This is a genomic window from Kitasatospora purpeofusca (assembly GCF_036010405.1).
In the GTDB taxonomy this organism is placed as follows: domain Bacteria; phylum Actinomycetota; class Actinomycetes; order Streptomycetales; family Streptomycetaceae; genus Kitasatospora; species Kitasatospora purpeofusca.
In genome coordinates this window covers 6,759,816-6,779,021 of the sequence record NZ_CP108561.1, presented here as the reverse complement: position 1 = coordinate 6,779,021, position 19,206 = coordinate 6,759,816, and the positions used below count along the sequence as shown (strand labels likewise).

The 19,206-nt window shown below is 70.8% G+C and carries 16 protein-coding genes; 8 read left to right on the top strand and 8 right to left on the bottom strand.

The annotated features are described in order from the left end of the window. Nucleotides 1–325 precede the first annotated feature (325 nt). The gene (locus OG715_RS29680) at nucleotides 326–4,450 is read left to right on the top strand and encodes a beta-N-acetylglucosaminidase domain-containing protein (protein WP_266274214.1); all 4,125 of its coding nucleotides are present in this window, start codon (nucleotides 326–328) and stop codon (nucleotides 4,448–4,450) included. A 112-nt stretch (nucleotides 4,451–4,562) separates the two neighbouring features. Here OG715_RS29680 and OG715_RS29675 read toward each other — a convergent pair whose 3' ends face one another. Then, a complete protein-coding gene (locus tag OG715_RS29675) occupies nucleotides 4,563–5,207 on the bottom strand; it encodes an HNH endonuclease (protein ID WP_266274215.1) in 645 nt (214 codons plus the stop codon). Nucleotides 5,208–5,686: 479 nt separating this feature from the next. Between OG715_RS29675 and OG715_RS29670 the strand changes: the two genes are divergently transcribed. Further along, the gene (locus tag OG715_RS29670) at nucleotides 5,687–6,901 is read left to right on the top strand and encodes a mechanosensitive ion channel family protein (RefSeq protein ID WP_266274216.1); all 1,215 of its coding nucleotides are present in this window, start codon (nucleotides 5,687–5,689) and stop codon (nucleotides 6,899–6,901) included. Nucleotides 6,902–7,000: 99 nt separating this feature from the next. Here OG715_RS29670 and OG715_RS29665 read toward each other — a convergent pair whose 3' ends face one another. The 7 genes from OG715_RS29665 to OG715_RS29635 form a co-directional block, all read right to left on the bottom strand. Continuing rightward, nucleotides 7,001–8,230, bottom strand: a complete 1,230-nt coding sequence (locus OG715_RS29665; RefSeq protein ID WP_266274217.1) for a tetratricopeptide repeat protein — start codon at nucleotides 8,228–8,230, stop codon at nucleotides 7,001–7,003. 36 nt (nucleotides 8,231–8,266) lie between these two features. After that, nucleotides 8,267–9,193 (bottom strand): hypothetical protein, encoded by a 927-nt coding sequence (locus OG715_RS29660; RefSeq protein WP_266274218.1) that lies wholly within the window; start codon nucleotides 9,191–9,193, stop codon nucleotides 8,267–8,269. Nucleotides 9,194–9,533: 340 nt separating this feature from the next. Continuing rightward, nucleotides 9,534–10,379 (bottom strand): helix-turn-helix domain-containing protein, encoded by an 846-nt coding sequence (locus tag OG715_RS29655; protein ID WP_266274219.1) that lies wholly within the window; start codon nucleotides 10,377–10,379, stop codon nucleotides 9,534–9,536. Between the two features lie 2 nt (nucleotides 10,380–10,381). Continuing rightward, nucleotides 10,382–10,900, bottom strand: coding sequence for a DUF6879 family protein (locus OG715_RS29650; protein WP_266274220.1), 519 nt, complete (start codon nucleotides 10,898–10,900; stop codon nucleotides 10,382–10,384). Then, nucleotides 10,878–11,105, bottom strand: coding sequence for a hypothetical protein (locus OG715_RS29645; RefSeq protein ID WP_266274221.1), 228 nt, complete (start codon nucleotides 11,103–11,105; stop codon nucleotides 10,878–10,880). The genes OG715_RS29650 and OG715_RS29645 overlap by 23 nt, the downstream gene beginning before the upstream one ends. 93 nt (nucleotides 11,106–11,198) lie before the next feature. Beyond that, the gene (locus OG715_RS29640; protein WP_266274222.1) at nucleotides 11,199–11,396 is read right to left on the bottom strand and encodes a DUF397 domain-containing protein; all 198 of its coding nucleotides are present in this window, start codon (nucleotides 11,394–11,396) and stop codon (nucleotides 11,199–11,201) included. Between the two features lie 11 nt (nucleotides 11,397–11,407). Continuing rightward, nucleotides 11,408–12,280: a helix-turn-helix domain-containing protein gene (locus OG715_RS29635; RefSeq protein WP_407661034.1), complete on the bottom strand. Its 873-nt coding sequence runs from the start codon at nucleotides 12,278–12,280 to the stop codon at nucleotides 11,408–11,410. Nucleotides 12,281–12,411: 131 nt separating this feature from the next. Between OG715_RS29635 and OG715_RS29630 the strand changes: the two genes are divergently transcribed. From OG715_RS29630 to OG715_RS29605, 6 genes are all read left to right on the top strand, one after another. Next, nucleotides 12,412–12,765, top strand: coding sequence for a hypothetical protein (locus tag OG715_RS29630; protein WP_266274223.1), 354 nt, complete (start codon nucleotides 12,412–12,414; stop codon nucleotides 12,763–12,765). A 451-nt stretch (nucleotides 12,766–13,216) separates the two neighbouring features. After that, entirely contained in the window at nucleotides 13,217–14,404 is a 1,188-nt protein-coding gene (locus tag OG715_RS29625; protein WP_266274224.1) for an ROK family transcriptional regulator, read from the top strand. A 156-nt stretch (nucleotides 14,405–14,560) separates the two neighbouring features. Further along, nucleotides 14,561–15,922 (top strand): ABC transporter substrate-binding protein, encoded by a 1,362-nt coding sequence (locus OG715_RS29620; protein WP_266274225.1) that lies wholly within the window; start codon nucleotides 14,561–14,563, stop codon nucleotides 15,920–15,922. A 38-nt stretch (nucleotides 15,923–15,960) separates the two neighbouring features. Beyond that, the gene (locus OG715_RS29615) at nucleotides 15,961–16,959 is read left to right on the top strand and encodes a carbohydrate ABC transporter permease (protein WP_266274226.1); all 999 of its coding nucleotides are present in this window, start codon (nucleotides 15,961–15,963) and stop codon (nucleotides 16,957–16,959) included. Between the two features lie 21 nt (nucleotides 16,960–16,980). Beyond that, complete coding sequence (locus OG715_RS29610) at nucleotides 16,981–17,904, top strand: carbohydrate ABC transporter permease (protein WP_266274227.1); 924 nt, start codon at nucleotides 16,981–16,983, stop codon at nucleotides 17,902–17,904. Further along, entirely contained in the window at nucleotides 17,904–19,193 is a 1,290-nt protein-coding gene (locus OG715_RS29605) for a 6-phospho-beta-glucosidase (RefSeq protein WP_266274228.1), read from the top strand. The genes OG715_RS29610 and OG715_RS29605 overlap by 1 nt, the downstream gene beginning before the upstream one ends. The last annotated feature ends 13 nt before the right edge of the window (nucleotides 19,194–19,206 follow it).

The following is a 19,206-nucleotide window of genomic DNA, read 5'->3' as shown; positions in this document are numbered from 1 at the left end:
GGAGCAACGACCGTCGGCACCGGACGTAAGCGCCCCGGAGGCGAGCCGAGCCCGAAGAAGGTGTGAGCGAGCCGAAGGGGCGCGCCGGTGCCGAAAGGGAGGCGCGAGGAGGCCGCGAGGAACGAGCGGCATCGGAGCAACGACCGTCGGCGCCGGACGTAAGCGCCCCGGAGGCGAGCCGAGCCCCCAAAAAAGGGGGCGCACGAAGGGTTGCAGTCGCGGGTAAATCGGACAAAGTCGGCATACCCGTCGACGACGTTGACACCGTCAAACAGAGCTGGTGGGCTGTGCCGCGATGTGGTTCCGGCCTGGCTAGGAGGCTCCTGTGCAAGCCCGAGTGTCCGAGGTGGCCGGCCGGCGGTTCCGTCAGCAGCTGGAGCAGAGTGCGGCCCTGCGCGAGGTGCTCCAGCACCCGACGGCGCTCGCGGCCCGTCGGGCCACCGCACGGACGTGCCGTCAACTGGCTCCCAGGACGGCCGATCGGCTGATCGCCGACCTCAAGGGCACCTCGCCGCTGCTGCCTTCGGTCCGGGCCGAGCGCGCCCTGTCCGCCCGCCCGGGGGCGCCGAGCCGGCGGACCCTCCAGGTGGCGGCCACCCTGTCGGCGGCCGCCGTGGTCGGCGGCCTGCTGGTCGGCGGACCGGCCGCGTACGCCTTCGCCCCCGGGTACACGCCGGGTCCGGACGTGGTGAGCACCGCGAGCGGCACTCCACAGACGCCGCTCGGCAGTCTGGGCGACCCCCAGGTGTTCCCGCGTCCGCAGGAGCAGCGCGTGACCGGGAAGCCGGTCACCGTGCCGGGTGCCGTCACCCTGGTCCCCTCGCCGAACGCGGATCCGGGCGCGGTGGCCGCGGTGCGGGAGGTCCTCGGGATCGCCGGCGCGACCGCCGTGACCGCGCTCCCGGAGCCGGGGGCGCCGGTGGCCGGCTCGCTGGTGGTGTACGTCGGCGGACCCGCCGAGGGCGCGGGCGGCGACACCGACCGGATCCTGCGCGAGCTCACCGTCGCGGCCGGCGGCAAGGACACCGCCGCGCCCACCACCGCCGGGATGCCGTCCGGCGGCCATGTGCTGGCGGCCGGTCAGCTTCCGGTGGCCGGCGGCGGCAGCTACGGTGCGGTCGTGCTGGCCGGCGCCGACGCGGCCGGCACCTTCTATGCCGCGCAGTCGCTGCGCCAGCTGCTGGCCGCCGTCCCGGCGGACCAGGGCCAGCTGCCCGGCGCGGCCGGTCTCGGACTGCCCGGGATCGTGCTGCGCGACTGGCCGTCCGGCGCGCCGGTGCGCGGCACCGCCGAGGCGTTCTACGGCACCCCGTGGACGCAGCAGCAGCGGCTCGACCAGCTGGACTTCCTCGGCCGGTCGAAGCAGAACTTCTACCTCTACGCGCCGGGCGACGACCCGTACCGGCTGGCCCGCTGGCGGGACGCCTACCCGCGGGAGCGGGAGAACGACCTGCGCGCGCTGGGCGTCCGCGCCGCGCGCGACCACGTCACCCTCGGTTACGCGATCGACCCCGGGCAGTCCTTCTGCTTCAGTTCCGGGAAGGACGCGGACGCGCTGGTCGCCAAGCTGGACGGGCTGCGCCGGCTCGGCTTCTCGGCGTTCCAGCTGCAGTTCCTGGACGTGTCCTACGAGGAGTGGCACTGCTCCGACGACCGGTCCAAGTACGGCACCGGCCCGGCCGCGGCCGCGCGGGCGCAGGCGGAGCTGGCCGCGAAGGTGCAGGACCGGCTGATCGCGCGGAACCCGGGCCTGGCGCCGCTGTCGGTCGTCCCCACCGAGTACCACCAGCAGGGCTCCAGCCCGTACCGGACGGCGCTGGCCGCCGCGCTGCCCTCGGGCGTGCAGGTGGCCTGGAGCGGCGTCGGGGTGATCCCGGAGCGGATCACCGGCACCCAGGTCACGGACACCGGCGACCTGTACGGGCACCCGCTGGTCACCATGGACAACTACCCGGTCAACGACGCCACCCCGGACCGGCTCTTCCTGGGGGCCTACACCGGCCGGGACAGCGAGGTGGCGAGCCGGTCGGCCGTCATGCTGACCGGTGCGATGCGGCAGCCGGTGGCCTCCCGGATCGCGCTCTCCACGGCCGGTGACTTCGCCTGGAACCCGTCCGCCTACAAGCCGGAGGACTCCTGGCGGGCGGCGCTGCGCTCGCTGGCCGGGCCGACCGGCGCGACGGCCACGCCGACCGGGGAGACCCTGGCCGCGGTCACCGCGCTGGCCGGGAACAGCGTTTCCTCGCCGCTGGCCAAGCAGGAGTCCGGCTATCTGCTGCCGCTGATGGACCGGTTCTGGGCGTCCGCCGAGCCGACCTCGGGGGCGGCGCCGGACGTGGCGAGGCTGATCGAGTCGGCCGCCCCGCTGCAGGAGGCGTTCACGGCGATGGCCGGCGCCCAGCAGACCCTGGCCGCCGCCCAGGCCACCGCCCCGCTGGCCGCCGAGGCCGCGCCCTGGCTGGCGCCGCTGCGGGACTTCGGGCTCGCCGGGCAGTCCGCCCTGGACATGCTGCTGGCCCAGCGCGGCGGCGACGGCGGGGCCGCCTGGAAGGCCCGGGTGGAGCTGACCAAACTGCGCGAGCAGCTCGGCCAGAGCCCGGCGACGGTCGGCGCGGGCGTGCTCGGCCCGTTCCTGGAGCGGGCGCTGCAGGCGGCCGACACCTGGGCCGGGGTGCAGGGCGGCGGCATCACCGCGACCACCACCCTGGGCACCGCGCACGACCACCTGCCGGCGCTGATGGCCGACGGCGTCGCCGACACCTTCTACTGGAGCTCGGCGCCGCCGCAGCAGGGCGACTCGGTCGGCCTGGACCTCGGCGGCGGGCGCCCGGTCGGCACAGTCACCGTGCTGATGGGCTCCTGGGGCAGCGGCCCGGACGGGCAGAGCGCGCTGGACGACTACATCCGGGACGGCGTGCTGGAGTACTCCACCGGGGAGGGCGGCTGGAAGAAGCTGGCCTCGGTGAAGAACCAGAAGTCCGTCTCCGCCCAGGTACCGGCCGGGACGGTGGTCCGGGCGGTGCGGCTGCGGGCCACCGCCGCGCAGAAGACCGCGGTCGCGGTGCGCGAGTTCTCGGTGACCGCGCCGGACGAGCTGCCGGCCAGTGTCTCCGGCGGCCCGGCCGCGCTGCCCGGCTCCTCGGCCTCCGCCGTGCTGGACGGCAACCCGGACACCGCCTACCGGGCGGCCACCGCGCCGACCGCGCAGGACGAGCCGCTGACGGTCGAGCTGGGCGCCGCCCGGCCGCTGGACCGGCTGACCGTGCTCACCGACCCGGGGGTGCGGGCCTCGGCCGCCGTCGCGGTGCGGCACCCGGACGGCACCTGGAGCGAGATCGGCACCGTGCAGCCGGGGTGGAACGAGCTCGCGGCCGGCGGTCAGCCCGCCGACGCGTTCCGGCTGGCCTGGAAGCCGGGCGGGGAGCCGCCCGTGGTCAACCAGGTGATCCCCTGGTACGCGGACGCCCCGGCGGCCCGGCTGAGCCTGGCCGACGCCTCGGTGGACGCGGTGATCGGGGAGGCCGTGCCGGCGCAGGCCCGGGTCACCGTCGAGGCCGGCCGGCCCGAGGGGGTCACCGGGGAGCTGCGCACCGAGGTGCCGGCCGTCGCCAAGGGGCTGACCGTGGCGCCGGTGACCGGGGTGAGCGTGCCGCGCGGCGGCAAGGTCGGCGTGCCGCTGCTGGTCACCGCCGGGCCGGAGACGCCGCCCGGGACGTACCAGGTGCCGGTGGTGTTCGTGGCCGGCCAGACCACGGTCCGCCAGGTGCTCCAGGTGCATGTCGTGCCGCCGACCGGCGGCCCCGACCTGGCGATCACCGCGGTGGCCACCGCCTCGGGCGCCGAGACGGCGAACTTCCCGGCCTCGGCGGTGGCCGACCAGGACCCGAAGAGCCGCTGGTCCTCGCCGGCGGCGGACGACGCCTGGGTGCAGCTGGAGCTGCCGAAGGCGACCCACCTGGGCTCGGCGGTGCTGCACTGGCAGGCCGCGTACGCCGCCGCGTACAAGATCCAGTCCTCGGCGGACGGGCGTTCCTGGACCACGGTGGCGACCGTGGGGGACGGCAGGGGCGGCAACGAGACGGCGCGCTTCGACGCGCCGGGCGCGAAGTTCCTGCGGATCCAGGGCGTGGCCAGGGCGACCAAGTACGGCTACTCGCTCTGGGGCGTCGAGCTGTACGCCGTCGCCCCGGTGGACGGCCAGGTCGTGCCGCCGGTGACGCCTCCGGTCACCCCGCCCGTGACGCCTCCGGTGACGCAGCCGACCGGGCAGCCGGGCGGCCAGACCGGGGGCCCGGGGGGCGGGACGGCGACCACGCCGCCGGCCGTGCCGACGCCCTCGGCCTCCCCGACCGGGCCGACGCCCTCCCCGACCGCCACCGGCCCGGGTGCCGGTGCCGGTGGTGGCGGCACGCCGAGCGGCAGTCCGACCACCTCGCGGCCGAAGCCCTAGGGTCCTCCCGAGGGGGCGCAAACGGCGGGCCGCCGTGCTCCCCGGTGCGGGGTGCGCGGCGGCCCATGAGGCGTACCGGGAATGACGACGGGCAAGCCCTTGTGGTGCTGACTCAGGCGGAGAGCGGTTCCGAGTGCTCACCGCGGCGGACGGGGGCGGGGTGGCCGGCGTGGGCCCGGCCGAGTGGGACCGGGTGGGCCGGGTCGATATGGTCGTGGTGTTCGTACTCGCCCCACTGCGGGGCGCGCAGCTGGTCGTTCCCGCCGTACGGCTCCAGGTAGGGCCGCCAGCGCGGGTCCTTGATCCCGGTGCCGATGATCCGCCAGGCCAGGCCGCTGGGCGGCGCGGGTGGTCGTTTCATCCGCCAGCCGAGTTCGGTGAGGTGGCGGTCGGCCTTGGTGTGGTTGCAGCGGCGGCAGGCCGCCACCACGTTGTCCCAGCGGTGCTGGCCTCCCCGGCTGCGCGGGATGACGTGGTCGACGCTGGTGGCGGCGGCCCCGCAGTAGACACAACGACCGTGGTCGCGGGCGAACAGCGCCCGGCGGGTGAGCGGGACCGGCCCGCAGAACGGGACCCGGACGAAACGGGTCAGACGGACGACGGACGGCGCCGGAAGGGCGCTGGTGGCGCTGTGCAGAGTGACCCCCGAGTCCTCCAGGCTGACCGCCTTGTGATTGAGGACGAGGATGAGTGCGCGGCGCATCGATACGACGCCGAGTGGCTCGTAGGACGCGTTGAGGACCAGGACATGCGGCACGGATGCCTCCTTGGACGCCTGCGGCGCGTGGCTCGCGCCGGGACGAGCGGTTCGATCACGCAACGGGTGCGTGATCCACCCCAGTGTCGCCTTACGCCTTTGTACGGCGCCACCACTCCTGTGTAACGGACCCGATGTGAACTCCGGGTGTGGGTTCTGTCATACCCGGTATGCCCGGAGGAAGCGCGGGTTGCACTCCGGTGCCCCGCCGGGGTGTCGCCGGGGTCCCGTGGGGGTGTCGCTGGGCCGGGCGGAGCAGCGCGGAACGCGGCGCGCGGGGGCGTTGACGGGGCGTCCGGGCAGGTGTGCGCGCCCTGGGGCGGAGCGGTCCGGTCCGTTCGGCGTGCCCTCGGCGTGTCAGGCCGCCGACCGGACGGCGGCTAGGGTAGGCGGACGGTCCGCAGGCCAGGGGCGTGCCAACCCCGGGTGGGCACCGCGGCGGCGGACCGGGTCACGACCCCTGCAGGAAGGTCCCGCACGTGTTCCGCTCCGGTGCCGCCGGCCTCCTCGCCGACGCGTCCACGACGACGCCGGCCTCGACGCCCGCGCCGTCCCCGACTCCCACGGCCCCGGAGTTGCCGGACCTCAGAATCCCGACCAGCGCGCAGGAGGTCTCCGACACCACCCGGCAGGCCGCCAGCTGGTTCGACTCGCACTGGCAGGACTGGCTGGCGAGCGGTGTCCGGATCGTCTTCATCATCGTGCTGGCCCTGGTGCTGCGGGCGATGGTACGCAAGGTGATCACCCAGCTGATAACGCGGATGGTGCGGCCCGGCGAGAGCGAGGACGAGCCCAGCCGGCTCGGCGGGCTGCTGGCCAACACCGGGGTGGTCAACCCCGAGCGGCGCCAGCAGCGGGCCGAGGCGATCGGCTCGGTGCTGCGCAGCGTCGCGTCGTTCTCGATCCTGGGCACGGCGGCGCTGATGGTGCTGTCCGCGCTCGGGGTGAACCTGGCGCCGCTGCTGGCGAGCGCCGGTGTGGCCGGTGTGGCGATCGGTTTCGGCGCCCGCAACCTGGTCACCGACTTCCTCTCCGGGGTCTTCATGATCATGGAGGACCAGTACGGCGTCGGCGACGAGATCGACACCGGGGTGGCCACCGGCACGGTGCTGGAGGTCGGCCTGCGGGTGACCAAGCTGCGCGGCGCGGGTGGCGAGATCTGGTACATCCGCAACGGCGAGGTGAAGCGCATCGCCAATATGAGCCAGGGCTGGTCGACCGCCTCGGTGGATGTCCAGGTCGGCTACAAGGAGGACCTCGAGCGGGTCGAGGCGCTGATCAAGGAGACCGCGGAGGCGCTGGCCAAGGAGTCCCCGTACGACGAGCTGGTCTGGGCGCCGTTCTCGGTGCTGGGCGTGGAGTCGGTCGCGGCGGACTCGGTGGTGCTGCGGATCGAGGCGCGGACCGCCCCCGGCAAGTCGCTGAGCGTGGCGCGGGCGCTGCGCCAGCGGCTCAAGGAGGTCTTCGACCAGGCCGGGATCAAGGTCAAGGAGGAGGTCGCGCCGGCCGTCGCCGTGGGCGCGGCCGCCGGGACGGCCGCCGCGATGGTGCTGAGCACGGCCGCGGCCCCGGCCCCGGGCACCGATCCGGCCCCGCCGTCCGCACTGGCCGACCCGTCCTCGGCGGGCTACAAGGCGGCGACGCCGATACCGGCACCGCTGCCCGCGCCGGTCGACCCGACCAGGACTCCCTGACCTCGGAGCAGCGCACCCGGGCCCCGTCTCCGAGCCGCTCGGAGACGGGGCTCCGCACTGTCCGGGGGCGGGGTGCCGGACCGGCTGAATGCGCCCTCCCTACCCAGGGACCGACGGGAGGTTCGTCAGCGCACGAATAGCCTGATCACGAGCACGGAAGCCGAAGCTGACGAGGGTGACGCGCTCGCCGACACCGAGCGGCGTCCGGCCGTGCGGCGTGAGCGCGCCGTCGAATACGACACAGTCACCTTCGCGGAGATCGCATTCGAGGCAGCCGTCGGCGTTGATGAACACGGTGGTGCTGACCGTGGGCGCACCGGTGGGGCGAGCATGCTCGAGGCAGAGGATCAGATTGGCCTCACCGAAGCCGGAATCGTCGAGGTGGAAGTCGAGGAACTGCCCTTCCTCCCGGTACGCGATGTAGACGGCGGTGTGCGGCCGTTCGACGTCCAGGCCGGTGGACCGCGCGACGACTGCAGCGAGATCGACCTGTTCGGCGAAGCGGTGTACGGCGTCGCCGACGGCCACGTTCCACTTGCCGTTGTGGAGGTACCCGGAAGCGGCTACGGCCTTCTCTGCCTCCTCCGCCATGGCGGCGATCAGCTCGGCGGGGAACGACTGATCACGCAGGTGGCACGGCCGTACACGCTGGTGTGCGGTGAGCCCGCGCACAGCATCCCGGAGCCCGGGGAAGTCCTCTGCCCACCGGGCCGGTGTCCGGGCCGTGCTGTGGGACTGGAGCCATGAGGTCCACCGGCGACTCCAGTAGCTCGGTGCCGCTGCTGCGGCGTCGCCGAGCAGCAGTTCGACCCGGTCCAGTGCGGCCTGCGTCGACTCAACCAGCTCGGTGTTCCCCTTGGCGATCCGCAGCCTCAGAGCTTCTTGCAGATGGATCTTGGCCTCCGCAAGATCTCCGCGCTCCATCAGGTGCTTGCCGGTGTGCTGGAGCGCGAAGTCGAGGAGTTCCGGTTGCTGGCTTCGCGCGGTGTTCAGCGCGTTGCGGTAGAGCGCGTCCGCCGTCCGCACGTCACCGGCGTAGCGGTGCGCGTCCGCCAGGTTGAGCCCGGTGGCGACGACCGCTCCGGTGTTGCCGATCGCTGCGGCGAGGTCGAGCGACTGCTGGAGGAACGTGCGGGCGTCCTCATGGTGCCCCAGGCACATCTGGCCGAGGCCGACCCATCGCGTCAAGACCCGAGTACGCACGGGGTCGGTCTTCTCGGGCAAGGCCCGTAGTTCGTCACGTAGTCGGCCGACCGCGGCGGTCAGCTCGTTCCGGTCGGTGGGGACCATACGCAGGCCGTCGTCCTGTGTGATGAGGTGCTGGAGCACTTGGCCTTCCCTCGTTCGGTTCTGCTCAACGTGGCACTACAGCTCGTCGGTCTGCTGACGCACGTCGGCCAGCAGCTCAACGCCGTGGGGGGAGAAGTGCTCACGCAGGAGTTCGAGTTCGCGCATGAGGTACCGGACGGCCGGCAGCCCCTCGTCGTAGGCGGCTTGGAAGCTCGTGCGCTCGTTGGGCGTCAGGTCGTCGCGGTTCAGTTCAGTCCGGCGGAATCGCAGCAGCTGGTTGTAGACGGAGGTCGCGTGGAAGGCCCGGTCGATTTCCCAGAACTGGTTGCGGGCCACTCCCTGCCCGGCCCGCCACTTGATCTCGATCTTGGGAGAGGTCTCGGCCGAGTAGCCGTCGGCGAAAACCCGATGCTGGAGGACGTGAAAGCTGATCGACTGGTGAGTGCCCTCGTGCAGGATGTTCTCCGCCAGGAAGAGGTGGGACGGCTGCTCGCTGACGGTGTTCGGTGGGATGTGACGAGATGCCTTGTCGGAGAACACGATGACGTACGGGAGCGCCGGGTCGCTGGAGCTGGTCAGCGAGGAGGTGCGGACGCCGGGCTTGAGGCCCACCCACAGCATTCCACGGACGAATTCGCGCACGCGGGCGAACCCCTCGGGGTGGACCAGCGACAGGTGGTCCAGGGCCCGGGTCAGCACCGCGCGGCGCTCGTCGGTATGCACGGCGATCTCGTAGTCCGTCAGGCTGATCTCGTCGGCGATCTCGCGGGGAAGCTCGGCGTCGAACCAGTCGAAGGTCACCCCGGCTACGGTCACGGGGTCACTGCGCAGGGACCGGGCGTGGTCCGCGTAGGTGGTTCCCGACTTCACAAGGCGCTCCATCAGGGCGAACGGCAGAGCCGGCTCGGCGCCCTCCTCGCGGAGCCGGGTCAGCACCGGGTCCTTCCGGTCCAGGTCGAAGAAGGAGCCGACGGGGACGCGGGTTGCGATGGCGGTCTTCAATGCGGACTCTCCTTGATTCGGGGGTGTGCCACGCCGGGCGGCGGGTCAGCTCGGATGATCACCCGCGCCGACCCGCCCATGCCGTCAACCGACCGGCACCAGTTCGGGACTGCGGTCAGACCTCGGTACCCACCGGGGCGAAGTCACCATCCGGGACCATGTGGTCCAGGCGGCGGGTCAGGTTGGTGACCTCCGGGTCACCGGACTCGATGGTGGTGTCGCTCACGTGCCTCTCCAATCGGGTTGGCTCTGCTCACCCGGGAGCGGGCGAGCAGACGATTGGAGACGGTAGGGAGCAGCGGGGTGCGCGGTCGACGAACTTGCTTGAGCTTGCTCGCATTCACCCGAGCGCGTTGATGGCTCCAGTGATGAGCGATCTTGCCTCGGCACCGTAGACAGCGATGCCGGCCAGCTCGGAGAAGGCCTGGCCGTACTCGGAGATTTCGGCCGGCTGGGTGACGGTGAGGTGGGCAGAAACAAGCTCGACGTTCACCTGTGCGTCGTCGTAGACGGTGAAGGACTCAACCGGCCAGCCCGCGCCTCTGGTCGAACCGAGGGGAATCACCCCAAGACTCACCGACGGAAGGGAGCCGACGGAGATGAGGTGGCCGAGCTGACCGACCAGGATGTCCGGAGTGCCGATGACGGTTCGCAGCACCCACTCCTCGATCAGGACGGCGAACCGGTGATCCCCCGTATGCAGCACCTTCTGCCGCTCCATTCGCACGGCGACAGCGTCGTCGACATCGTCGGGAGTGCCGCGCAAGGAAACGATCGTGTTCAGCACTTCGCGCGTGTAGGCCGTTGTCTGGAGCAGGCCGGGAACGACCCATGACTGGTACATCCGAAATCGCCGCGTGCGCTCGAACAGGGGGCGCACGGACTCCTGAGCCCGTTTGAGGCCGGCCCGCTCGAGGCGCCGCCACTCGACGTACATTCCCTCGATGTTCCGGGCCGTCGCGATGAGGTCTGCTGCCTGGTCCGGAACGCCGCAGATGGCCGTCCAGGCACGTAGATCGGCCTCCGAGGGCATCACCCGGCCGTTCTGGATCTTGGAACACTTCGACTCGTGCCATCCCGCAGCTTCGGCCAGCGCCCGCGCGCTCAGTCCGGAATCTCGCCGGATATCGCGCAGACGCTGGCCGAGGGCCTGCCTGGCTTGCTGAACGCTGGACGACACGGACATGGTCAGCGCAGCCGGAAGTCCTCGTGCGGGACCGCCAGCTCCCAGACCGCCTCGAAGGCGGAGGCGCAGAGCTTCACGGTCTGCGGATCGATGGTGACCTCGTCGTCCACGAAGTCGCCGTCCCCGCTGAAGTGGTGGACCAGGAGAAACTGTCCGTCGATCAGCCAGAAGTCGTTGCCCGGGAGCGCCAGGCCAGTCGTCTGCCGACGGGGAAGCCACCTGACCTGCTCACCGGAGGCGAGGTTCCGGAACGTGATCTCGTGCTCGAACCGGATGTACTCGCTCACCGGTTCCGAGACGACCCGCGCGCGCCGCACCTCGACGCCGCGGCTCGTGGTCTCCTCGACGAGCTGCAACCAGGGGCTCCACCACGACGGCCGGTCGGCAGGGTCGTCGCGCTGTCCGCCGAGCCAGCGGAGGAACAGCGGGTCGTCCCGCATGTATCCGTCGCGCAGCTCCAGATGGAGAGCCGAGCGGGTGCAGGTCCGCAGCAGATCCTCAAGCGACGGGACTGCCGCCACCGTTCACCTCCGGGAAGAACTGCATCATGCGCCTGGGGAATTCGATCACGGTCTCGTGCCCGGGGACGTCCATCTGCGCGAGGCGCTCGGGGTCGAGCACCTTCCAGCCCTGGAGGACGTAGTTGCCCGTCGTGTCGTCGAAGTAGACCGTCGGGGACTTGCCTTCGGGACTGTTGGGGTCTTGTCCGAGCTTGTGCAGTGCCATGGTGCGCCTCCTAGCGGGTCGGACCTGATCGCCTTGACGACCTTGCCGTACAAGTCGCCACTCACACCATGAACTTGCTCGAACTTGCTTGAACTACCTTGTCAGATGGTCGAACTCGCCTTCCTTGATGCCACGAAGGAGGGCGCGGAGCGTGTCTGGCGTTGTGGTGATGATGACGTCAGGGTCATCGCTCTCGCGGAGCTTGACGCTGCGGCCAGGGGCTACGGCGAGATTGATGCAGTTGACCGACTCGGAGCTGAAGCTCGACTTCTGCCAGTTGAGAGCTGACATGACACTTCCTCTCAGGTGTCCATTTCGATACGGGCAATGAGATCACGTGACTTCGCAGGGCTGAGGGCGGAGGCTTCCATAATGTCCAGGACCTTCTGGTATTTCACCAGTTGCGCATGGGCGTCAAGGAACTCGGAGCCGTGATACGTGTCGAGCTGTACGGTGTCGAGCTGGGGCACGACTGCGGAGCAGTAGACGATGGACTGCCCGGAGCCGGGGAGCATGCCCGCACCGAAGGGAATCACGAGGACCGAGACGTTCTCGCGCATGCTCGCCTCGATGAGGTGCTTGAGCTGTGCACGAGCCACAGCGGGCCCACCGAACCCCATCCGCAGAGCTGCCTCATGAACGATCGCCGTGAGCGGGATCGCCCGCTCGCCATAGAGGACAACCTGCCGTTTGATCCGGTAGGACACCCGATGTTCCACCTCATGTGGCGCCAGCGGCGGTACAGCGCCGCTGCCGAGCGTACGCACCTGGTCGACGGTCTGGAGCAGGCCGGGAACGTGAATCACCGAAGCGATGCGCATCGCCGTCGCGTGGTGTTCCGTTTCGGCGAGATCGAGCGCGTCCGGCGGAAGGATGTCGCGATACTCCTCCCACCAGCCCCGAACCCGCCGTCCAGTCATGCCGGCCAGAGCATCGATCAGGCTCTCGTCCCCGCACATGTACGCCTGAGCAAATGCGCGGACCCGCTCTGCGCTCACCGCGTAGCGGCCCGCTTCGATTCGACTCATGTGCGCCTGGGCCACTCCCACCCGAGCAGCCGCGGCCGTTGAGCTGAGCCCGGCGTTCTCACGGAGTTTGCGCAGTTCAAACCCAAGACGCTGCTGTCGCAACGTCGGGGCGCCGCTCGATGACATCGCGATCCTCACGTTCACCATCTGGAGTGAAATAGCAGGTTTTCAACGGACCTCATGGAAAGTATGCCACATCGACGCTACCGTATGACATGGATCAGTTACCGAAGGTGCTGGCCCGTTGGCTCACCCATGCCTTGAGGCAGGAGACTTCCATGACTGCTGAGCCCTCACAAACCCCCCGCCCGGGCACACTCGCGCCGACCGTTCCAGACCCCTTCGACCAGGAGCTGTGTGAGCTGGTGCTCGACACCGCACCCCGACTGTTCGCCGTCGTCCAGGTGTGCGGCGAGGATCCTGCGAACGCCGACGGATGGGTCGTGGCCTGGGGGCTCGTCGACCGTGACGGGCCGACACACGTGATCGGCATCGACGGGCGGGCGCGGATGACCCTCGCGTCTCCCGAACGGGCCTTGCGCCATTTCACCGGCCGCTCGGGGACCACCGCGCGACTGGTGTGGCTCGCACAGCCGGGAACTGCCGGATTGGACCGACCTGAAGCCGCTTGACCTGCGACCTGATGGTGGGTCTGCCTGCGGAGGAACGGACGCGAGTTTCCATGGCCGCCTTGCAGCACGTTCCGCGCCCCGCCGCGATCACGATCGCGGCGGGGCGGGGCGGGGCGGGGCGGGGCGGGGCGACAATAGAAAATTTCATTATTAAGATCCCATGGCTGGACGTGAATTTATGGTGCGGCCCCTCGATTCATCGAGGGGCCGCACCATAAATTCACCCATTCTCTTATTTCTCATAAATTTCTTTTTCAAGGTCGGGCCGGTGCGAGCCCGCCCCGCCGCCAGGAGGCCGTCCGGTAACGAGTCGGCATCCTCCGTGCGAAGGGCCATTGACACTCCGCCGACGGGGCCCGTACGGTCCTGTCCCAAGCGACTGGAAAGTTTCCTAACAGTTCGCCCCTGGCCCGACCGGAATCCCGGCCGTCCCGAGGAGGAGGATCGTCACGTGACCAGAAGCCACACCAAGACCCCCCTCGCCGGCACCCCCAGCCTGCTGCGGGCCATCAACGACCGCGCCGCGCTCGAACTGCTGCTGGCGAACGGACCGCTCTCCCGCACCCAGATCGGCACCCTCACCGGGCTCTCCAAGCCGACCGCCTCCCAGCTGCTGGCGCGACTGGAAGCGGCCGGGCTGGTGCTGCCGGTGGGTACCACGGCCGGTGGGCCGGGGCCCAACGCGCAGCTGTACCAGGTGAATCCCGCCGCCGGATACGTCGCCGGGCTGGACGTCACCAACAGCCACGTCCGGGTCGCGGTCGCCGACATCAGCGGCACCACGCTCTCCGAGCACGTCGTCCCCACCAAGGGCTGGCAGGCTGCCGCGACCGTGCCCCGGGTGGCCGCCGCGGTGGCCGAGGCGGTCCGCGCCGCCGGGCTCGCCGAGGACGCCCTGCACACCGTGGTGATCGGCGTCGGCGGCGCGCCCGACCCGGTCACCGGCAAGCTGCGGTACGCCTCGCACCTGCCCGGCTGGCACGCGCCCCGGCTGGTCGAGGGGCTGGCCGAGGCGATCGGCGCGCCGGTGACGATCGAGAACGACGTGAACCTCGCCGCCGTCGCGGAGCAGTCCTCCGGCGCGGCGGGCGGCTTCGAGGACTTCGTACTGCTCTGGGCGGGCGAGGGCACCGGCGCCGCGATCGTGATCGCCGGCCGGCTGCACCGCGGCTTCACCGGTGGCGCCGGTGAGGTCGGCTACATGCCGGTGCCCGGCTCGCCGGTCCGCGACGTCCGCCGGCGCAACTCCGGCGGGTTCCAGGAACTCGTCGGCGCCCCCGCCGTCCGGGCCCTGGCCAAGGAGCACGGGATCGCCGCGCCGACCGCCGAGGACGCGGTCGCCCGGGCCCTCGCCACCCCGGGAGCGGGGGACGCCTTCCTCACCGAACTGGCCGCCCGGCTGGCCGTCGGCCTGGCCGTGATCGTCGCCGTCGTCGACCCCCGTCTCGTGGTGCTCTCCGGCGGGGTCCCGACCGCCGGCGGCGAACGGCTGCGGGCCCTGGTCGAGGAGGAGCTGGCCAGGATCTCGCCCGCCCGGCCCGAGGTCCGCGGCAGTGCGCTGGCCGGCTCGCCCGTCCTGATCGGCGCGCTGGCCCGCGCGCTGGCCGCCGCCCGCGAGGCGGTCTTCTCGACCCACTGACGCCCGACCCACTGACGCCCGACGCACCTCCCCAGGCCCGACGCACAGCCCGACGCACAGCCTGCACCGCTCGACCCTGCACCCACCTCTCCCCATCCCGAACGCGGGACCCGAGGCAATGACGCCTGCCCGCGGCACCCCCAGGAGGACCTCGAAGTGCAATCCACCACCTCCCCCGCCCGCAGAAGCCGCCGGACGATCGCCGCCGTCACCGGCAGCGCCGTCCTCGCCCTGCTCGCCACCGCCTGCACCGGCAGCAGCGACGGCGGCGGCAGCGACGACTCGGCCAGTGGCAAGGACGTCACGATCACCTTCTGGCACGGCTGGAGCCAGGACTCCGAGGTGAAGGCGATCAACGACAACATCGCCGCCTTCGAGAAGGCCCACCCCAACATCCGCGTCAAGGCCGTCGGCAACATCGCCGACGACAAGGTCAACCAGTCCCTGCGGGCCGGCGGCGACGACGCCCCCGACGTGGTCTCCTCCTTCACCACCAACAACGTCGGCATGTTCTGTTCGACCAAGGCCTTCGTCGACCTCAAGCCGCTGCTGGCCAAGGACGGCATCGACGCCGCCAAGACCTTCCCGGCCGCGATGCTCAACTACACGCAGTTCCAGGGCAACCAGTGCTCCCTGCCGCTGCTCGGCGACGCCTTCGGCCTGTACTACAACAAGAAGGCCTTCGCCGACGCGGGCATCACCAACCCGCCGAAGACCTTCACCGAGTTCGCCGAGGTCGCCAACAAGCTCACCGTCCCCGAGGGCGACGGCTACAAGCAGCTCGGCTTCATGCCGCTCTACCACGGCTACGAGTCGACCACCGAGCACTTCCTCGGCCAGTACGGCCCCACCTACTTCGACCCCGCCGGCAAGTCCACCGTCGCCACCGACCCGAAGGTCGCCGCGATGATGAAGTGGCAGAAGAGCATGGTCGACAAGCTCGGCGGCTACGACAAGCTGGACAAGTTCCGCTCCACCTTCGGCGAGGAGTTCAGCGCCAAGAACCCGTTCCACACCGGCCAGGTCGCGATGGCCATCGACGGCGAGTGGCGCACCGCCTCGCTCGCCACCGACAAGCCGGACTTCGAGTGGGCCACCGCCCCGTTCCCGGTGCCGGACGACCAGCAGGACACCTACGGCCGCGGCTACCAGACCGGCACCATCGTCGGCATCGCCAGCACCAGCAAGAAGCAGGCCGCCGCCTGGGAGTTCGTGAAGTTCCTGACCACCGACACCGACGCGGTCGTCTCCTTCGCCAACGCGATCCACAACGTGCCGAGCACCTTCGCCGCGCTGGAGTCGCCGAAGCTGGTCGCCGACGAGAACTTCAAGACCTTCGTGAACATCGCCAAGCACGCCAGCTCCGGCACCACGCCGGCCGTGGTCAACGGCGGCGGCTACCTGGTCTCCGTGCAGAACCTCGGCTACGACTACGAGTCCGGCAAGCAGACCGACCTCACGGCCGGCCTCACCGCCACCGCCAAGGAGATCGACGCCGCCATCGCCCAGGCCAAGTAGCGCGCACCCCGCACGCCCGGCCCGTCCTCGGAGCTCCCATGTCACTCGCGTCCGCCACCCGCAAGGGGGCCGGAGCGACCGCCCCGGCGGCGCCTCCCGTGCAGCAGCTGCTGCGCCGGAAGCGCCGCCGGGCGGCGGCCCGCACCCTCGCCTTCCTCTCCCCCTGGCTGATCGGCTTCAGCGTCTTCTTCCTGTACCCGCTGATCTCGACGATCTACTTCTCGTTCACCAAGTACAACGGCTTCGGCTCGCCCACCTTCACCGGCCTGAAGAACTGGGACTACGTCTTCAACGACCTCCCGGCGTTCTGGCAGGGCCTGCGCAACACCCTGTGGCTGGTCGTCGTCATGGTGAGCCTGCGGGTGGCGTTCGGTCTCGGCATCGGGATGCTGATCACCAAGATCAAGACCGGCGTCGGCTTCTTCCGGACCGCCTTCTACCTGCCGTACCTGGCCCCGCCGGTGGCCGCCACCGTCGCCTTCGCCTTCCTGCTCAACCCCGGCACCGGCCCGGTGAACCACTTCCTCGGCGAGATCGGGCTGCCGCAGCCCGGCTGGTTCGCCGACCCGAACTGGTCGAAGCCCGCGCTCACCCTGCTCGCCATGTGGGGCGTCGGCGACCTGATGGTCATCTTCATGGCGTCCCTGCTGGACGTCCCGAGGGAGCAGTACGAGGCCGCCGAGCTCGACGGGGCCGGCCCGTTCCAGCGGTTCCGCTACGTCACCCTGCCGAACATCTCGCCGATCATCATGTTCGCGGTGGTCACCGGCGTCATCCAGACCATGCAGTACTACACGCAGGCCTTCGTCGCCGGGAAGGTCGCCGCCGGCAACGCGGGCAACTCCGGCCAGCAGTTCGAGCCCGGCTACCCGAACGGCTCCACCTGGACCCTGCCGCAGATGGTCTACAACCTCGGCTTCCAGCGCTTCAACTACGGCGCGGCGTGCGTCGTGGCCCTGGTGCTGTTCGTCATCTCGATGGCCGTGACCTCGGTGCTGATGCGCCGCAAGTCCGGCTTCATGGCCAGCGACGACTAGCGGCCCAGTGAGGACACGATCATGACTCTCAGCTCGACCCTCCCCTCCGAGGCCCCCGGGAAGCGGACCGGCCCGGGCGTCGCCCGCGGCCCCGTCACCGCCGCCGAGCGGGTCGCCCGCCGGCGCGCGCTGCTCAACTGGGTGGCCGTCCACTCGCTGGCGATCGCCGCCGGCCTCTTCTTCCTGCTGCCGTTCGTCTTCGTCTTCCTCACCTCGGTGATGACCGACAGCCAGGCACTCACCACCGACTACTGGCCCACCTCCTGGAACTGGGGCAACTACGGCAAGGTCTGGAACACCCCCGGCTTCCTCACCTGGTGGCGCAACACCCTGCTCTACGCGCTCGCCGGCACCGTGCTGACCGTCGTCTCCAGCCTGCCGGTCGCCTACGCCCTCGCGAAGTTCCGCTTCCGCGGCCGCAACCTGGCGATGATGGCGGTCATCTCGATGATGATGCTGCCGCCGCAGGTCACCATCATCCCGATGTACCTGTTCTGGGCGAAGCAGCTGGGCCTCGGCGGCTCGCTCTGGCCGCTGATCATCCCGATGGCCTTCGGCGACGCCTTCTCGATCTTCCTGCTGCGGCAGTTCCTGCTGACCATCCCCAAGGAGTACATCGAGGCGGCCCGGATCGACGGCTGCGGCGAACTGCGCACCCTGCTGCGGGTGGTGCTGCCGATGGCCAAGCCGGCCATCGCCGCCGTCGCGCTGTTCCAGTTCTTCTACTGCTGGAACGACTACTTCGGCCCGCAGATCTACGCCAGCAGCAACCACGACGCCTGGACCCTCTCCTACGGCCTGGAGTCCTTCAAGGGCGCCCACCACACCAACTGGAACCTCACCATGGCCGCCACCCTGCTGGTGATGGCCCCGGTGATCGTCCTCTTCTTCTTCGCACAGAAAGCCTTCATCGAAGGCGTGACACTGACAGGGGTCAAGGGCTGATGTCCGCACTCAAGCTGGCCATCATCGGCGGCGGTTCGACGTACACCCCGGAGCTGATCGACGGCTTCGCCCGGCTCCGCGACACCCTCCCGATCGGCGAACTCGTCCTCGTCGACCCCGCCGCCGACCGGCTGGAGCTGATCGGCGGACTGGCCCGGCGGATCTTCGCCAAGCAGGGCCACGGCGCGGTCGTCACCACGACCACCGACATCGAGGCCGGCGTCGCGGACGCCGACGCGGTGCTGCTGCAGCTGCGGGTCGGCGGACAGGCCGCCCGCAACGAGGACGAGACCTGGCCGCTGGAGTGCGGCTGCGTCGGCCAGGAGACCACCGGCGCGGGCGGCCTCGCCAAGGCGCTGCGCACCGTCCCGGTGGTGCTCGACATCGCCGAGAAGGTCCGGCGGGCCAACCCGGACGCCTGGATCGTCGACTTCACCAACCCGGTCGGCATCGTCACCCGCGCGCTGCGGGAGGCCGGCCACAAGGCCGTCGGCCTGTGCAACGTGGCGATCGGCTTCCAGCGCCGCTTCGCCAAGCACCTCGGTGTCGACCCGGAGCTGGTCCGGCTCGACCACGTCGGCCTCAACCACCTCAGCTGGGAGCGCGGCGTCACCCTGCTCGACGCGCCCGGCGCGGCCGGCGGCCGGGAGGTGCTGCCGGAGCTGCTCGCCGGATTCGGCAAGGAGATCGCCGACGACATCCGGCTGCCGCAGCGGGTGGTCGAGCGGCTCGGCGTCGTGCCCTCCTACTACCTGCGGTACTTCTACCAGCACGACCTGGTGGTGGAGGAGCTGAAGGTCAAGGGCTCCCGGGCCGCCGAGGTCGCCGAGATCGAGCGGCAGCTGCTGGAGCTCTACGCCGACCCGGCCCTCGACACCAAGCCGGAGCTGCTCGACCGGCGCGGCGGCGCGTTCTACTCCGAGGCGGCGGTCCAGCTCATCGCCGCCCTGCTCGGCACCGGCGGCGGGACCTCGGTGCAGGTGGTCAACACCCGCAACGACGGAGTGCTGCCGTTCCTGCCCGACGACGCCGTGATCGAGGTACCGGCCGAGGTCGACGCGGCGGGCGTGCGCCCGCTGCCGCAGCGCCCGCTGGAGCCGCTGTACGCCGGCCTGGTCGCCGCCGTCACCTCGTACGAGCACCTGGCCCTGGACGCCGCCCTGCGCGGCGGTCGCGACCGGGTCTTCGACGCACTGCTCGCCCACCCGCTGGTCGGCCAGATCGAACTCGCCGACCGGCTCACGGACCGGCTGCTCGCCCACAACCGCGAGCACCTCGCCTGGGCCTGACCCGCCCGGCCTC

What these genes read in the sequence shown, in the direction of transcription:
- OG715_RS29655 (WP_266274219.1), bottom strand. Translation starts at nt 10,379, where the DNA reads ATGTCCGTGTCGTCCAGCGTTCAGCAAGCCAGGCAGGCCCTCGGCCAG.
- OG715_RS29645 (WP_266274221.1), bottom strand. Translation starts at nt 11,105, where the DNA reads ATGGCACTGCACAAGCTCGGACAAGACCCCAACAGTCCCGAAGGCAAG.
- OG715_RS29640 (WP_266274222.1), bottom strand. Translation starts at nt 11,396, where the DNA reads ATGTCAGCTCTCAACTGGCAGAAGTCGAGCTTCAGCTCCGAGTCGGTC.
- OG715_RS29635 (WP_407661034.1), bottom strand. Translation starts at nt 12,280, where the DNA reads ATGGTGAACGTGAGGATCGCGATGTCATCGAGCGGCGCCCCGACGTTG.
- OG715_RS29630 (WP_266274223.1), top strand. Translation starts at nt 12,412, where the DNA reads ATGACTGCTGAGCCCTCACAAACCCCCCGCCCGGGCACACTCGCGCCG.
- OG715_RS29615 (WP_266274226.1), top strand. Translation starts at nt 15,961, where the DNA reads ATGTCACTCGCGTCCGCCACCCGCAAGGGGGCCGGAGCGACCGCCCCG.
- OG715_RS29610 (WP_266274227.1), top strand. Translation starts at nt 16,981, where the DNA reads ATGACTCTCAGCTCGACCCTCCCCTCCGAGGCCCCCGGGAAGCGGACC.
- OG715_RS29605 (WP_266274228.1), top strand. Translation starts at nt 17,904, where the DNA reads ATGTCCGCACTCAAGCTGGCCATCATCGGCGGCGGTTCGACGTACACC.